This window comes from Psychrobacillus sp., from assembly GCF_032154225.1.
Taxonomy (GTDB): domain Bacteria; phylum Bacillota; class Bacilli; order Bacillales_A; family Planococcaceae; genus Psychrobacillus.
The window spans coordinates 56,114-72,209 of sequence record NZ_JALDYF010000011.1; the positions used below are offsets into that span (position 1 = coordinate 56,114).

At 34.8% G+C, this 16,096-nt stretch carries 17 protein-coding genes; 14 read left to right on the plus strand and 3 right to left on the minus strand.

Annotated elements, in window-relative coordinates; all coding sequences use genetic code 11:
• The first annotated feature begins 113 nt into the window (after positions 1–113).
• On the plus strand, positions 114–626 hold the full coding sequence (locus tag RUH95_RS14210) for a DinB family protein (protein ID WP_313893546.1): 513 nt from the start codon (positions 114–116) through the stop codon (positions 624–626).
• Between the two features lie 55 nt (positions 627–681).
• Here RUH95_RS14210 and RUH95_RS14215 read toward each other — a convergent pair whose 3' ends face one another.
• The gene (locus RUH95_RS14215; RefSeq protein ID WP_313893547.1) at positions 682–1,122 is read right to left on the minus strand and encodes a DUF4279 domain-containing protein; all 441 of its coding nucleotides are present in this window, start codon (positions 1,120–1,122) and stop codon (positions 682–684) included.
• Positions 1,123–1,148: 26 nt separating this feature from the next.
• On the minus strand, positions 1,149–1,337 hold the full coding sequence (locus RUH95_RS14220; protein WP_313893548.1) for a hypothetical protein: 189 nt from the start codon (positions 1,335–1,337) through the stop codon (positions 1,149–1,151).
• Between the two features lie 195 nt (positions 1,338–1,532).
• Between RUH95_RS14220 and RUH95_RS14225 the strand changes: the two genes are divergently transcribed.
• The 3 genes from RUH95_RS14225 (at position 1,533) to RUH95_RS14235 (ending at position 4,390) form a co-directional block, all read left to right on the plus strand.
• Positions 1,533–1,796, plus strand: coding sequence for a zinc ribbon domain-containing protein (locus RUH95_RS14225; RefSeq protein WP_313893549.1), 264 nt, complete (start codon positions 1,533–1,535; stop codon positions 1,794–1,796).
• A gap of 28 nt (positions 1,797–1,824) precedes the next feature.
• Positions 1,825–3,465, plus strand: coding sequence for a tetratricopeptide repeat-containing diguanylate cyclase (locus RUH95_RS14230; protein WP_313893550.1), 1,641 nt, complete (start codon positions 1,825–1,827; stop codon positions 3,463–3,465).
• Positions 3,466–3,826: 361 nt separating this feature from the next.
• The gene (locus RUH95_RS14235; protein ID WP_313893551.1) at positions 3,827–4,390 is read left to right on the plus strand and encodes a cupin domain-containing protein; all 564 of its coding nucleotides are present in this window, start codon (positions 3,827–3,829) and stop codon (positions 4,388–4,390) included.
• A gap of 67 nt (positions 4,391–4,457) precedes the next feature.
• Here RUH95_RS14235 and RUH95_RS14240 read toward each other — a convergent pair whose 3' ends face one another.
• The gene (locus tag RUH95_RS14240) at positions 4,458–4,748 is read right to left on the minus strand and encodes a phospholipase (protein WP_313893552.1); all 291 of its coding nucleotides are present in this window, start codon (positions 4,746–4,748) and stop codon (positions 4,458–4,460) included.
• Between the two features lie 183 nt (positions 4,749–4,931).
• Between RUH95_RS14240 and RUH95_RS14245 the strand changes: the two genes are divergently transcribed.
• The 10 genes from RUH95_RS14245 to RUH95_RS14290 all read left to right on the plus strand — a co-directional run bounded on the left by RUH95_RS14245 (position 4,932) and on the right by RUH95_RS14290 (position 16,089).
• On the plus strand, positions 4,932–5,636 hold the full coding sequence (locus tag RUH95_RS14245; protein ID WP_313893553.1) for a YwaF family protein: 705 nt from the start codon (positions 4,932–4,934) through the stop codon (positions 5,634–5,636).
• A complete protein-coding gene (locus tag RUH95_RS14250; RefSeq protein ID WP_313893554.1) occupies positions 5,633–6,115 on the plus strand; it encodes a hypothetical protein in 483 nt (160 codons plus the stop codon). Before RUH95_RS14245 ends, RUH95_RS14250 begins: the two co-directional genes overlap by 4 nt.
• Positions 6,116–6,279: 164 nt before the next feature.
• Positions 6,280–8,070: a cache domain-containing sensor histidine kinase gene (locus tag RUH95_RS14255; protein WP_313893555.1), complete on the plus strand. Its 1,791-nt coding sequence runs from the start codon at positions 6,280–6,282 to the stop codon at positions 8,068–8,070.
• A gap of 1 nt (position 8,071) precedes the next feature.
• Positions 8,072–9,160, plus strand: coding sequence for a response regulator transcription factor (locus RUH95_RS14260; protein WP_313893623.1), 1,089 nt, complete (start codon positions 8,072–8,074; stop codon positions 9,158–9,160).
• A 432-nt stretch (positions 9,161–9,592) separates the two neighbouring features.
• A complete protein-coding gene (locus RUH95_RS14265; RefSeq protein ID WP_313893556.1) occupies positions 9,593–10,672 on the plus strand; it encodes an ABC transporter substrate-binding protein in 1,080 nt (359 codons plus the stop codon).
• A gap of 271 nt (positions 10,673–10,943) precedes the next feature.
• On the plus strand, positions 10,944–12,047 hold the full coding sequence (locus RUH95_RS14270; RefSeq protein ID WP_313893557.1) for an ABC transporter ATP-binding protein: 1,104 nt from the start codon (positions 10,944–10,946) through the stop codon (positions 12,045–12,047).
• Positions 12,022–13,692, plus strand: coding sequence for an ABC transporter permease (locus tag RUH95_RS14275; protein ID WP_313893558.1), 1,671 nt, complete (start codon positions 12,022–12,024; stop codon positions 13,690–13,692). The genes RUH95_RS14270 and RUH95_RS14275 overlap by 26 nt, the downstream gene beginning before the upstream one ends.
• 48 nt (positions 13,693–13,740) lie before the next feature.
• Positions 13,741–14,877 carry an extracellular solute-binding protein gene (locus tag RUH95_RS14280; protein ID WP_313893559.1) on the plus strand — a complete coding sequence of 379 codons (1,137 nt, stop codon included), beginning with the start codon at positions 13,741–13,743 and terminating at the stop codon, positions 14,875–14,877.
• A 12-nt stretch (positions 14,878–14,889) separates the two neighbouring features.
• Positions 14,890–15,723 carry a hypothetical protein gene (locus RUH95_RS14285; RefSeq protein WP_313893560.1) on the plus strand — a complete coding sequence of 278 codons (834 nt, stop codon included), beginning with the start codon at positions 14,890–14,892 and terminating at the stop codon, positions 15,721–15,723.
• 243 nt (positions 15,724–15,966) lie between these two features.
• Positions 15,967–16,089, plus strand: coding sequence for a hypothetical protein (locus RUH95_RS14290; RefSeq protein ID WP_313893561.1), 123 nt, complete (start codon positions 15,967–15,969; stop codon positions 16,087–16,089).
• Positions 16,090–16,096 lie beyond the last annotated feature (7 nt).

A 16,096-nucleotide genomic window follows, 5' to 3' on the forward strand; every position in this document is an offset into this window, starting at 1 on the left:
GTCTTCACCTTCTAATCATTAGTTGTAGATAATTTACCATATCATACTCCACGCAATATTTTCATACATTTTATATAAAATAAGGCACACATTTTTGTGAAGGGGGAATTTACATGAATAAATTAATAAATGACAATCTGTACGAAACGAGAGCTAACCTAGTTAAGGAGATTACTTTTTTAAGCGATACCGAATTAAATAGTAAGCCTAATTTGAATATGTGGAGTATCGCACAAGTTTGTCATCACTTAGTCTTGGTGGAAGGCGCATCAATAAAGGCAATTGCTTGGGGATTAAAAGAGGTTAATAGTTCACAAAAAGAGCGCAAAAATGTCGACCATATATTATTAGATAGAACAAATAAGATTAAAGCTCCAAAAATAGTCGAACCAAATATAGAATCATTTAATGCTCAGCAAATGATGGATTTATTAAATGATTCGAGAAAGAAGCTAATGGCTTTTCTAAGTTCAATAGAAGATATATCGGTATTAGCAGAAAAATCAGTGGTGCATCCCGCTTTAGGTGAATTACCTCTTGATCAATGGATTGAACAGATATATTTGCACGAACAACGCCATATAGAACAAATAAAAGAAATAAAATTACTTTTAGAGAACAATTAGAGCAAGAAAAACACTGAGATAATAATCAGTGTTTTTTTTATTCTATGAAAAAGAATCATTCATTTTCTTCATCATCAATTATTTTATCAAGGTAAACATCGATGATTGCTCCAATTTGATGTGCGAATGTAATAATTTCTGGATACAAACGCATACCTGGAGTCTGTGCCCAGTAAAAACGATAATGTGCGAAGAAAATAGGTGTAATTTGATACTTCTCTTTATAGTGATTAATCAATTCGATATGAGGGCGCAATGGTGCAATAATTGACTCAAAAAACTGCATATCTTCATCGCCAGCATACTCAATTTTCATAACCTCAGATTTGATAGTCCATACCGTTTCAAATCTTTGCATTTCTCTTGTACTTCGAACAAAAATATCTCCATTTTTATATGTCTCTGTTGCAATATCTCCAATTTTTTCAATAAATTCATCAATTGGCCATTCATCCGCTGCAAGACTAAAACGTATTTGTACAGTGTCTTTTAACAAGTGTTTCACCTCTATAAAAAAACAATTTAAAATAAACTAGTAGAGTATTTGGCGAAGTAATAAATAACATAAAGCCAGCTTAAACAACCGTGTATAATAGCCCAACCTATCGATTTATAAGCCGAATACGAAATAACAATAGACAGGCAAGTGCCAAAACTTATACCTTTTTTAATAACACTTACTGTTTTTGGTTTATACTTATTATTGTCCAAAATAAGACTCCTTTCCAATCCATCTGTTAACTTCAACTTAACCAACGTTACAGTTGAAAAACTTTTCCACAATTAAAGGATAAAAGACGATTATGTTTCCATTAATATGATACTATTATATTAGAAAATTCAGAAGAGTGAACAAACTATATTACTTACTATTAATGAAAAGAATTATAATAGGGGGACAATATAATGCAAAATAATTATAAAAATTGTCAAAGTTGCGGTATGCCAATTAAAAAAGATGAAAAAATAGTAGGAACTGAGGCAAATGGGACGAAAAGCAATAAGTATTGCATTCATTGTTATGAAAATGGACAATTCACGATGCCAAATGTGACTGTAGATGGTATGAAAGAAATAGTAATGGATAAAATGATAGAGATGAAATTACCTAGGTTTTTAGCTAAACTTTTCACGAAAAATATTCCTAAATTGGAAAGATGGAAGAGCTAAAAATTTTTAAACGACGGGAGGGACATGTGTGATTTCGGAGTTAAAGACTTTAATAGAAAAAATTAACGAAGCAAAAGAAATAGCTTTAAAATATCCTACCAAAGCATTTGAAGAAGCTTCTTTAGCATACAAATTAGCAAGTGCATCGGAATGTAAAAAGGAACAAGCAGATTCTTTATTTGTCATGGCACTTGCTTGTCGCTCTATGACAAAACTGGAAAAATGTTATGATTATGCATACGATGCGTATCAAATATATAGAGAACTAAATGACCGTTTCGGAATAGCTGAATCGCTCAATTTAATTGGAATAGCGTACTTTTATAGCGGGATGTATGAACAGTCCCTAGAAAATCTTTTAAAAGCACTACAGTTTGGAGAAGAAGCAAATGATCTAGGAATTTTAAGTAGTATTCATAATAATATGGGTGAGGTATATAAGGAAGTTGGAAATGTAGAAGAAGCCCTTGCTGCTTATGGGAAGGCACTAGATATATTAGAGCAGCAAGATTTTAAAAGAAATCGAGCTGTTATTCTATTGAATATGGGATGGATTTATTTTACACAGAATCGTTTTAAGAAAAGTTTTGATTATTATCAAAAAAGTTATGAGATGTTGTTGAAGCTGGATGATGTGGCTCCACTAGCAGAAGTCGAAAATAGAATTGGAAAAATTTATTTTCTTCAGCAGGATTTTAAGCAAGCAAAACATTATTATATGCAGGCATTGAATCGATTAGAAGCAATCGGAAATAAATTCTATGCAATTGACGTATTAATTAATTTAGCCGAGTATGAACAGCAAGTAAATGAAGAGGCGTTTTTAGATTATCTTTATGATGCGATTCATATTGCGGAAGAAATTCAAGCAAGGAAACAGCTAAGCCAAATTTTTTATCGACTGTCGAATTTTTATGAGTCTAAAGGACAGCATGATTTGGCATTAGGTTACTATAAAAAGTATCATCTTATAGAACAAGTAATTGAGTCTACCGGAATATCACAAAAGTTAGAGATTATTAAACTAGAATTAAATAAGCTTTTTGCTGGGAAAGAAGTCGAAGAAATTGCCAAAATGAATGAGCATTTGAAAAATGAGATTTCTACGCAACAGAAAATAGTAGAAGATCTTGAGAAAACGAATTTACACTTAAGTGGAGAAGTTTTTTATGATGATTTGACCAAACTTGCTAATCGTAAACATGTGACGAAATATCTTTCGGAGTTTAGAAGTGATGAAAGGAATCACACGTTGGAGGTCGCTTTGCTCATGATCGATATTGATCACTTCAAGCGTTACAATGATTTTCACGGTCATATGGAAGGTGACCGTTGTTTGAAGGAAGTGGCAGCTTGTATGAATGCTGTCATTGAAACGCGAGAAGGTATTTTAGGAAGATTTGGCGGGGAAGAATTTGTTTGCTTTTTGAAAGATATTAGTCAAGAAAAAGTGATTCAAATTGCAGAAGAACTGAGAGTGAAAGTGGAATCTCTGCCATTACTTTACTGCTGGGAACAGCATTCATATCCTATAACAATTAGTGTTGGCGGAGTACATGGAAAGTGCAATAAGTTCAGAGATATGGAAGAAATATATACAATTGCTGATGAAGGATTATACGAAGCAAAAATGAACGGACGTAATAGGGTGAGGATTAACATAAAATAATAAACGAAATGTTCATATGAAATAAATATTAAGTACAAATAAAAACCAGCGATATGACTGTAGCTGGTTTTTATTTGTACTTTTTTACAGCTTTTGTCTTCAGTGTAATTTGGACTACTAACATTCCTCAGTATTGTCGTTATGAAAAGTACTGTATATACTTTTTAATAGAAAGATAAGTACTGAGATTAGGATGTAAAAATAATTCTTTCCAAGGATGGAAAAACAATTATTATTACAAATAAAATATCATATAAAAAAGGTGAACATTATTATCTTACAACAACTAAAGTAGTTGGAGTGAATGGAGAAATCCTATTAAAACCAATAAGAAAGATTTTTATCATCGGAGGAAATTAAATTGTCTTTATTAGCAAACACGGTTACACATAAATATACTGGAGAATCTATTACATTTTTAAAAACGAGTAGTGAAACAAATGGGGAGTATTTATTAATAGAAGTATCTTTACCACCAAATGGAGAAGGGCCGCCATTACATTGCCATGATCGATTTGTGGAAGAGTTTGTCGTAAAGGAAGGTAACCTTACAGTAAATATTAATAAAGTAGAGCAAATTGTAGAAGTTGGAGAAGCGTTAACGGCTCCGATAGGTACTGCGCATACTTTCCGCAATGCGCATGATGAACCAGTCGTTTTCCAAGTGAGGTTAACTCCACCTCAGCAGTTTGAGGAATCGGTGCGTATTCATTATGGATTGATGGACGATGGGCTTACGGATGATAAAGGTGTACCAAAGAGTTTGTTTCATATTGCATTGATTCTAGTACTCCAAAATACGTTAGTTACAGATAAGCCATTGTGGTTACAGCGGGCATTATTCGGCACTTTAATCCAAATAGGTAAATTAACAAATAAGTATAAGCCTTTGGAAAAATATACTGGTAAGAAGATTAAATTGTAATAGAATAAATATGAAATCCAGGTTCTCGATCTATTTTTTTATAAATAGATTGAGAACCTGAAACTGTCTACTTTCTATTAGGGTTACATGTGAAAACTGTTTGTAATTTCATATAATTATAAAGCATACGAGCATGTCTTCCTTTTTGAGTGTATGGATTTATTTTGGGCTGCAGTTGGCGAAGAAATTCATAATCACATTCACACCGGTTTCTTCCGCTGCTGTAACAATCGTCGTGTGCCTTGCACGCAGCATCTACATCATTTATAGGTGCACCAGGTCCGCTACAACCAGGTCCACACCAGTTATATCCAGGAAACACACAAAAACCAAGCTTCGCATTTCTTCTCTGTGACAAATCAAAAACCTCCTTTAGATTTCTCTTAGCTTTTAACATAATATAAGTTATTCAATAATCTCCGATAATGTATAAACTGTTACCTACGAGTTCCATAAATAATTCGCAAGTTATAAGCAAAGGGATTTTGGCTGGTGAACTCGAATATTAATAGAAGAACTGAAAAAGGGGGGGGGTGAGAAAATGGAGCCTACATTCGTAATGTTTTCAATTGCGCATTTTGGAGCAATGGCAGCGCTAGGCTTTTTAATCCTTCTACTATTTTTGACAAAGAAGAAATGGTCTATTCAAAAGGAGAAGATTAGACTAATTGAACGCATCTTTGCGCTGTCATTATTAATGATGGAAGTCCTTTATCACATATGGCTCTATCAATCTGGAAGTTGGAATTGGAGCAACTCATTACCACTTGAATTATGTAGTATTAGTTTAATGATGACGATTGTTCTTTTATGGACTGGGAATAAGCATATATATGATTTTGTTTTTTATGCTGGGATTGGAGGAGCCCTTCAAGCGGTTGCGACGCCAGTTTTAGATCTTAGCTTTCCTCATTTTCGATACTTCCACTTTTTTTATGTGCATTTCGGAATCATTTTAACGGCACTTTATTTTACATGGGTGAAAGGGTACCGTCCTACTTTCAAAGGTATTATTAAAACGATGGTTGCATTAAATATATTGCTGCCTTGTGTATTTGCTCTGAATATTATGCTTCAAGGGAATTATATGTTTTTAAAGGAGAAACCAACGAATGGAAGTCTTCTCGACTTTTTAGGTCCTTATCCGTGGTATATCCTGTCTTTAGAATTTGTAGCGTTTATCATCTTCGTTTGTTTATGGCTCCTTTTTAGAAAAAAGAAGCATAAAGGAGAATCGAAAGGTTGAGCTTAACTATAAATTTTCGTGGGAAATTGAAATCTATTTCATTCAAACCAATTGTGTTTCTCATTACTATAATTATTGGTGCTTTGTTAGTTAGTGCGTGTAGCGAAGAACAAAAGGCAACTCGATCGGAAGAATTATTAGCATACTTAAAGGATTATGATGAAATAGCTGGGAAGTTAACTTTTGATGAAATAGAATGGGTAGACCATCAAGATATAGAGCGAGTGAAAGAGTTAGGATTAGATCTAGAATCAGATTTACCAAGCGGCTTTCTAATTTACAATGAATCGGAGCAAACGGAAAGTTTAATAGTATCGAAAACAGTAGAGATAGATATTGTAAATGGAAGTAATCTTCAAGAACCTTTAAGCATTGCTATAGATGAATTTTCCAAGATAATAGACAGATATAAAGTTCCTTTTTACTTAACAATAAAAGATGATGAAGTCGTAAAGATTTCGGAAAAATATACGCCGTGAATGAATGCTCTCCTAAACTGAATACGAAACATCTAAAAACAAGAAAAGAGTTTCGACTTTTTCTTGTTTTTGTTATATTGGAAACACCTTGATGAAATGTTCGGAATTTTTAGTGATTATATATATATGAATATATAATCCAACGTGAGAAGCGGGTGATTGAAATGTTTAGAAAGTTGATGAGTTTAAAATTACAAACAAAGCTGATGCTGTTTTTTTCAGCGATTACATTAATTCCCCTATTGCTTTTAGGCATATTCACTTATCAGGTTTCCTCTAAGATGGTGAAGGAACAAGCAAGTACTGGGATTATGGAAAATTTGACGCAAATAAATAAAAATCTCGCTTTTTTTTCACGCGATATCGAGCAATTGAGTAATTATATTTACCGTTCAGATTTAGTGCAGGAAAAGCTACAAAAAGACGAAGCACGAACAAACTTAGAAAAATACCAAGATTTTGAACAAGTGAATGCATTGTTTGACTCTTTTTTAGGTACGAAAAATTGGACGATTAATCTCTATATTATTGGTTTTAATGGTGATCGATACTTTACTGGAGATTATTTACCGCCACAATATAATCAAATTTCAGAAAACTGGGGTGTGTTTCGAAAAGCTAAAAAAGCGAATGGAGCAGCTGTTTGGGATACGCACTATACAATCCGGCATACAGAGTCGCAAGAAGTTGTTCTTCGCGTAGGCAGGCTTTTAAAGAATGAGGATAGTGAGCCAATTGGTTATTTAATAATCGATATACTAGAGCCATCCATTGCAGAACTGTATCAATCTAATTACCAAAATAGTAAAAATCAAATATATTTAATTGATTCAGAAGGGTATGTCATTTCTGGTTATCCAAGTAAAACAACGATTGGAACAAAAATGACCCACGAATCGATTAATAGTATTTTACAAAGTCAAAGAGGATTTTTTGATACAACTTTAAATAACCAAAAGTATATTACAATCTTTGATACAAATGAAGAAACCCATTATAAAATCGTTAACTACTTACCTGAAGATGAAGTGACGAAAAACAGTCAGCCAATCAAATATTTGACTCTATTATTAATTGTGATGGCTTCCATCATTACGATTTGGTTTACATACTTATTTGCTATTTCGATTACGTCACCAATCAATAAATTAAAAAGAGTTATGAAGAAAGTAGAGAAAGGAAATCTAGATGTTCAATTTCAAGCTACATATCAAGATGAGGTAAGTGAGCTTGGAACAAATTTCAATAGCATGATTACGAAGCTAAATACATCTATGAAAGAAAGTTTAGAAAAGAAAAGCCGCCTACAAGATGCTGAAATTAATGCTTTGCGTGCACAAATCAATCCTCACTTTCTTTATAACACGCTTGAAACGATGAGTGCTATTGCCAAAATAAAAGGCGTAAAAATGATTAGTGAGCTAGCGATTGCATTAGCTGAAATGATGCGCTATTCCATTAAAAAAGACAGCGAATATGTTTTATTAGAAGAAGATTTATTGCTATTGGAACGTTATTTATTTATTCAGGAAGTTAGATTTCAGAAAAAAATAGAGATTATCATTTCAGTGGAAGAATCAGCGAAGGGATTATTAATTCCCCCTTTGTTAATACAGCCAATTGTCGAGAATGCCATTATACATGGACTGGAAACAAAAGTTGGTCAAGGTGTGTTATTTATTCAAATTTATAACGACGATTCTGTATTATCGATTCAAGTAAAAGATGATGGAAAAGGGATGAATCCAGTTAAGCTAGCGGAAGTTACGAACTTGTTTGAAAGCAAAGTTTCATCGTCCAAATTAGGAATTGGATTAGAAAATGTAGTTAGAAGAGTTTCTTTGTATTACGGAGAATCGTATGGTTTAAAGATTGATAGCGAAGAGAATGTTGGTACGACTGTTATTATGAAGCTACCGGTGATAAGGAAGAATGGGGGAAAGGTCATTGATTAAAATGGTTATTGCAGATGATGAGTGGCTAATCCGAGAAAGGCTTCATCAAGGGTTTGATTGGACGGAATTAGGAATAGAAGTAGTTGGTACTGCTGCGGATGGGTATGAAGCTATTTCTTTAATCAAATCGGAAGCACCTCATTTATTATTAACAGATATTCGAATGCCCGGTTTGGATGGGCTTGAGCTAATTGGAGTGGCTAAAGAAATCAATCCGCTTTTAAAATCGGTTATTATTTCTGGTTTTGGGGAATTTGAATATGCACAAAAGGCATTAAAAATGGGTGCAGATGATTATTTATTGAAACCAATCGTAGATGAAGATTTGATATATACCGTGAACAAGCTTGTGCACCAAATAGAAATCGAGGAAAAAGAAAAAAGAGAAAAAGAAGACAATTATTTACTTAAAGTTATTCTTGGTGAGCAAAAGGCAGAGGAACATGCATTCAATCAGTTGGGGTTAAAAGGAAAGTATGCGATTGTTTGTTGGGAAAGTGAGCAAGAAAATGGACCACAAATGAATGAACTAGGAGTTAAAAGTTTTGAGGGTGGTATTTTATTTTTGGAAGAAGCAGAACAGAAGCAACCGTTTTTTCAACAACTAGATGGGTATTTTACGGACAATAAAATTGTAGGGGGATGTAGTAGTTTATCAGGTAATTATGATGACCTTCCTAATTTGTATAAACAAGCACTTATGGCAAAAGAACAAAATAAGTTTGGTCCAGCGCTAGGTTGTTTGTTTCATGAGCATACACAATCGCCTATTAATATGGAAGAAGTCTTTTTGTATGTGAAAGAGAATTATCAACAAGCAATTACACTTCAATCTTTAGCAGCAAAGTTTTTTATATCAGATAGCTATTTTAGTAGAGTATTTAAACAACAAACAGGGAAAAATTTCATCGAGTATGTAACGGAATATCGTATGGAAATTGCAAAGGACTTGCTTGGTTATTCTTCTATGAAATCAAATGAGGTAGGCAGTGCAGTAGGATATACTGATCAACGTTACTTCAGCCAAATTTTTAAAAAGTATACTGGAATGACGCCATCCCTTTATCGAAATACAAATAAGAAAGTTTGATTGAATGGAGGACTTACACAAGAAAGAATATGAAATGATAGTAAGAATTCGGTTACAAGCTGACGCTACATTCACTAGGTTAGAAAAATATATTCATATTCTTTTGTATGCAGCAATACCTCTTTCTTTTTTTAGAAAATGTATCTTTGGCGGTCTTCAGATGATATAGAATGTCACTTGCTTCTTCTATTTCCAAAAGCATTACTATACTTGGTGTGGAAGTTTCCAGAGAGCGGAAGGCGATCATCGTATGGCCAAATGTGAAGCCTATAGCGAGTAGGAAACTAGTGTCCTAGTATTAAAGTGCGCCTACATATTTTTTGTATACGAAATATTTTAAACATTAAGGAAAATATACCACATTGTAAACGCTTCCAGTAGGTAGCTATAATTGCACTAGAAATAAAAAATAAGAATGAGGGGCTGAATTTATTGAAAAAGTTTTTATTTTTTGTGTTAATTGCTTTACTTGCTCTAGTCGTTGCAGCATGTGGAAATGAGGAAGTAAAACCTAATACTGAAACGAATGCAGGAACTGATTCAGATACAACTACGAAAACGGAAGCAGAACCAGAGAAAAAAGCTTCAACAAAAGTAACCGTTTACTCACCGCACCAAGCTGAAATTATTAATCCAATTGTAAAGGAATTTCAAGATAGAACTAAAATTGAAGTAGAACTTGTAACAGGTGGTACAGGAGAATTATTAAATCGTATGAAAGCAGAATCTGGAAATCCACTTGGAGATGTTTTCTGGGGTGGTGGCGCAGAATCTTTAGCTGCTTTTACGGAAAACTTTGCACCATATAAAGTTGCAAATGATAGCGAAATTGATGCTATTTACAAAAGCGAAGACGGTGCTTGGACTGGATTCTCTGCACTACCGATGGTTATTATGTACAACAAAGATATGGTGAAAGAAGATGAAGTACCAAAATCATGGAGTGATTTACTTGATCCAAAATGGAAAGGCAAAATTGCATATGCTGACCCAGCGAAGTCAGGTTCATCTTTTACACAGCTTGTAACAATGCTATTTGCTAATAAAGACGATGGCCAAGAAGGCTGGGATTTTGTAAATAAATTTGTTGCCAACCTAGATGGTAAGGTTTTAGGTGGATCAAGTATGGTTTTTAAAGGCGTTGCTGATGGAGAATTTCCACTTGGTATTACATTAGAAGAAGCGGCATACCGTTATATTTCTGGTGGAGCTAATGTAGATGTTGTTTATCCATCGGAAGGAACTTCGGCTGTTCCAGATGGCATGGCTGTTATTAAGGGAGCAAAAAATGAAGAAAATGCACAATTATTCTTAGACTTCTTAGCAAGTGAAGATGTGCAAGAAATTATTGTAAAAGAATTCAATAGACGTTCAATTCTTGGTGATGTTGCTGCACCAGAAGGATTAATTCCTTCGGCTGATATCCCACTAGTGGATTATAACTTCAAATGGGCATCTGACAATCAAGAAGATGTTATGAAAAAATTCCAAGATATTATTATTGGAAAATAAATCAGTAGTATGTTGAGTGGTGAGAAGAAAGAATCGTTTATCACAAACGATTCTTTTTTTAAAAGAATAAGAAAGTATCTGCTTTCATACTCAGTAATTGTCTAGCTACAGCGCCTAGCCTCTTGAGGTCAAATGTGAAAACTGCTCCTGCGGTTACTCGTCGCAAAAAACAAAGCTGTGGTGGCTGGGGAGCTGCCTCCTCGCTTTTCCCCATTTGCGTTTCAGGGCAGACATAGGCGCTTACGCTTTTCTTAAAAGGAGGAAGTTTACAGTGACAGATATTCGAATAGATAAAGTAACCAAATACTTTGGTGATATGAAGGCTGTGAATAATGCTGAAATTCATATTCAAGAAGGAGAGTTTTTTACATTGCTTGGGCCAAGTGGATGTGGAAAAACAACACTATTACGAGCACTTGCTGGATTTTATCGTCAAGATGAAGGGGATATATATTTTGGAGAAGAATGCATAAGTGATTTACCAGCGCACAAAAGAAATATAGGGATGGTATTTCAAAGTTACGCTATTTTCCCACATATGTCGGTGTTTGATAATGTAGCTTATGGGCTAAAAGCGAGAAAAGTAAAAAAGGATGAAATTCAACGTCGAGTAATGGAAGCATTAGAGATGGTGGAATTGTCACACTTAAAAGACCGTCAGCCTGCTCAAATGAGTGGGGGGCAGCAGCAAAGGATAGCACTTGCTCGAGCAATTGTTATTCATCCAGGTTTGCTACTGATGGATGAGCCTTTGTCCAACTTAGATGCCAAACTCCGTTTAAAAATGCGCTCGGATATTCGAGAACTGCAGAAGAGGCTTAACATAACGACTATTTATGTGACGCATGATCAAGAAGAGGCACTTGCTGTTTCCGATCGAATCGCCGTACTTAATAACGGGATAATTCAACAAGTAGGCAGACCACATGAAATCTATTTGCAACCACAAAATAAATTTGTAGCCAACTTTATAGGGTCAACGAACTTTTTAGAAGCAGAGCTAACTTCGAACTCTAGCATATGGATTGAAGGCGTAGAGTACCCGATGAACATTGATAAAAAATATACTGGAAAAGTGATTTACAGCGTAAGACCGGAACAAATTAAAATCAAAAGAATGGAAATGAATAGTGAAAAAACGTATATAAAAGGAACGGTAAAAGAAGCTGTATTTCTAGGGGAGAAAGTCGAGTATCGTGTAGAACTTACTTCAGGTGTATCGATTAGTATTAATGAACATGCAGTAAGTTATCGAGATCTTATTAATCTAGGAGATGTCATTGAACTTTATCTTAATCCGGAGGAAGCAATAATTTATTCGGAAGATGGGGAGGAGGCATTGAATCTCCATGGAAAAACAAGCGCGCAAGCCTAGAAAAAGAAAGCTTTTCCGATGGGATTTTTGGAACTTAGTAACGATTTTTGCTTTCTTATTAGTCCTGTTGTTTTTAGTTTATCCGCTGTTTAATATTTTTATCAATAGTTTCTATTATGATGGAAACTTAACGCTAGAAACATATAAAGACTTTTTTACATTGAAATATTATTATGGAGCTTTAACAAATAGTTTGTTCGTTTGTACACTAGCGACAATTTTTGCGATTTGTATTGGTCTTCCGCTAGCTTATATTATGGCACGTTTTGATATTCCGTTTAAGAAAACAATTCATATCCTCATTATTTTAACATTGCTTTCACCACCATTTATTGGTGCATATTCATGGATTTTAATGCTTGGAAATAACGGATTTTTAACACGGTTTTTTCATGAAATTGGCATAAATACGAAATCGATTTATGGTTTGCATGGGATGATTTGGGTATTCACAATCCAGTTTTATCCCCATATTTACTTGTATGTATCGGGTGCATTAAAAACAATTGATTCTTCGTTGGAAGAAGCATCTGAAAGTTTAGGTAGCACGCGCTGGCAAAAGTTAAGAACAGTTACCATTCCATTAATTTTCCCTACATTGTCAACAGGAGCATTAATGGTGTTTATGGCTTCATTCGCTGATTTTGGTACGCCAATGTTAATGGGGCAAGGAATAAAGGTGTTGCCCATATTAGCCTACGAACAATTTATAAGTGAACTAGGTTCAAATCCAGCAATGGCAAGTACATTAAGTATGATTTTATTAACTGTTAGTACGAGTATTTTGTTTTTACAACGCTATTTAGTATCACGCAAAACATTTACAATGAGTTCAATGAGACCACCCGCATTGATTAAGCTAAAACCAGTCCAAAAGTTTTTTGCACTTTTATATGTAGGGATTGTTGTAGGGGTATCGATTATTCCACAAGCAACAGTAATTACAACATCCTTTTTGAAAACAAATGGTCCTGTGTTTGTGCGTCAATTTAGTTTGGATAGCTATCGTGAAGTACTGTACCGAGTACCAAAAGCGATTATTAACACATTCACTTATGCAAGTGTCGCCATTGCTTTTATGGTTATTGCAGGTTTATTATTATCGTATGTTGTAGTCAGGAGAAGTTCAAAATTTACGGCTTTATTAGATACACTAATTATGATTCCGTATGTTATGCCGGGAACAGTGCTAGGTATTAGTTTGATTGTTGCATTCAATAAACCCCCATTTGCATTAACCGGTACTTGGATTATTTTAGTTATCGCCTATTGTATTAGAAAATTGCCTTATACGATGCGATCGAGTACCGCAATTTTGCATCAAATAGATAAGAGTGTGGAAGAAGCATCGATTAGTCTTGGCGTACCACCGATGAAAACATTCTTTAAAACGACCGCCATCCTTATGTTACCTGGTGTTTTGTCAGGTGCGATTTTAAGTTGGGTGACGACGATTAACGAGTTGAGTTCTACGATTGTGCTATATGCGGGTGCAACTTCGACTATTACGGTTGCAATTTATAGTGAAGTGTTCACGGCTAACTTTGGAACGGCAGCCGCATTAGCAACCATTTTGTCGGTAAGTACAATCGTTTCATTGATAATTGTAACTATCATTTCTGGAAAAAAAGGTGTACCGATTTAATCCTATTGAATGGGGTTAAAGCGATTCGGTGGATTAGGAGGCATTGCATTGAAAAAATGGTTTGTTGTCATCAGTGCACTCATTATTTTTCTATGTGTGTTTTTCCTCTATTCACTAAAGCCCGAAAATACAATTGATCAACAAATAATTAATAAAGAACAATTTACATTTTGGCTGTATTCTTCAGAGTTAGTCGAACTTGCAAAGCAGTTTGAAAAGGATAATCCAACGATTAAAGTAATTACAAAATTCGTGAAAAATCCGCTTACATTAGTGGATGAACTTTATGCGGCTCAGTCGGCGGGTACCCCTCCTGATTTTGCGGAAATTCCATCGTGGTATGGAATTCACTCTTTTATTGAGTCGGGGGCAATTATTCCAGTGTCTACCTATTTATCTACTGGATATGAAGAGGAGCTTCCAGATGCGATTAGGAAGCGATTCCAGTATGAGGATACTTTATGGGCTATGCCAATTAGTTATGAAGTGCCGCTTTTATTTGTCAATGAAGCACATCTTTCGCAAAGCCAAATTGAGCTGAGTACATTGGATAGTTTGCAGTCAGTTATCGCAGCTTCCAATGAAATTTCCAAAGGGAAAAATGCAAAACTAAAATGGGGCTTAAATGCGGATAATCTTTACCCATGGTATTTAATGAATATAAATGCCAATCCAAGTGCTATAAATGAACATCATGCCTCCATATTGGTGGCAGAAAATAAAGAGTTTCTTTTCCATCAAAATCATCTAGCCTTAACGGAATTCGTGAATGGTGAAGGTGGAATTTTAATAAGTTCATCTAACAAGCTTCAGTTAATCGAAAAGTTAATAGGAAGTAAGTTCAAGTGGCAAGTAATTCCATTCCCTTTGGAATCTGAAAAGTTAATTCCGAATGGGAATGGTTTAATCATTTTTAATAAAAGTGAGCGACTAGCTGACTATATGGAAAATTTTCTTCAATATATTCAGAAGGAAGAGCAATTAAAAACATTCGCATTATCAAATTCTACGATTCCAGCAAGTAAAACGCTTATCCAAAATGAATCTTATCAAAAGTATTATCGCCATTTTCCGTATTACCGAAATATTGTAATTGATAGTTTGAAGGCGGAAGGTCGGGTAGTAAGACTAGAAGACGAAACGGAATGGAAGCAATTGATTCGTGCTAACGAGAATAGAGAATAGGGTGATCATTTCATGAGAATCTCGATGATAGAACTATTGAATGAAGGAAAGTTTGGTAATCCAGAAGTATGTGAAGATTTATACGTAGTGACGGACGATTTTGTCGCGGTTATCGATGGTGCAACGAATATTTCAGACCGACTTATTGGCGGCAAAGCACCTGGAAGATTTGCAGCGGAAGTGGTGCAAGAGACGCTATTAGAAGCGGAAGCAGAAGTAACCTTGGTTGAATTAATTGGACAGATTAACGAAAGCTTACAGTCAAAGTACGAACGATTGAATCTAGTTAGAGAGATTGAACAATATGCTTGGATGGCCCCAACAGCCTGTTTAATTTGCTATAGTCGTTATTTCGAAGAGGTTTGGCAAATTGGCGACTCACTGTGCATGATTGATGGTCAGTTACATACAAATGAAAAGCCACTTGATGCTATTACGGCCAATGCACGATCATTGTATTTAGAAACCGAGTTAAAGAACGGTAAAACAATTGAAAATTTGATGGATCATGATACAGGATGGGACTTTATTAAACCGTTAATTAAGCAACAATATTATTTGCAAAATGATACAGAAAATCAGTACGGCTTTGAAGTCATTAATGGTTTTGATATAGACTTTTCACGCGTTAAAACGATTAAAGTTCCTGAAGATGCAAAAACGATAATCCTTGCTTCCGATGGCTACCCAATTATTAAAGAGTCTATTGAGGAAACGGAAGCAGCTTTGAATGAATTACTTGCAATAGACCCTCTTTGTTTTCGACAGTTTAAGTCGGCAAAGGGATTGCAAAAAGGAAATAAATCATTTGATGATCGGACATATATTAAATTTCAGGTAAGATGAACATAAAGAAGGCAACCAACTAGTCAATATTTGACTTTTGGGTGCCTTTTTTGGTGCGCATATTTCGGTCCTTGTGTCCGATACTCCTGTGTCTGTCACAGGGACATAATAAGTTCACCATTTCGCCATCAATACCAGCATTGGTGTTCAAAATCACATGCTCAAGTGATTTGGTTCACTGTTATGAAAACGCTTTGAAAATAGAATAAGGGTAGGAACAAAAGAAGAAGGAGGGCTTCGGAGATGAAAAAGAATAAGGATGAAGAATCGTTAAGAGGAACTTTGTTTTCCTCCATCGTTTTGGTAGGGGGAACGATCGTTTTTTGCATCGTATTATTGCTCGTGTTATACATGGATAGAATTTAAGGAGGAG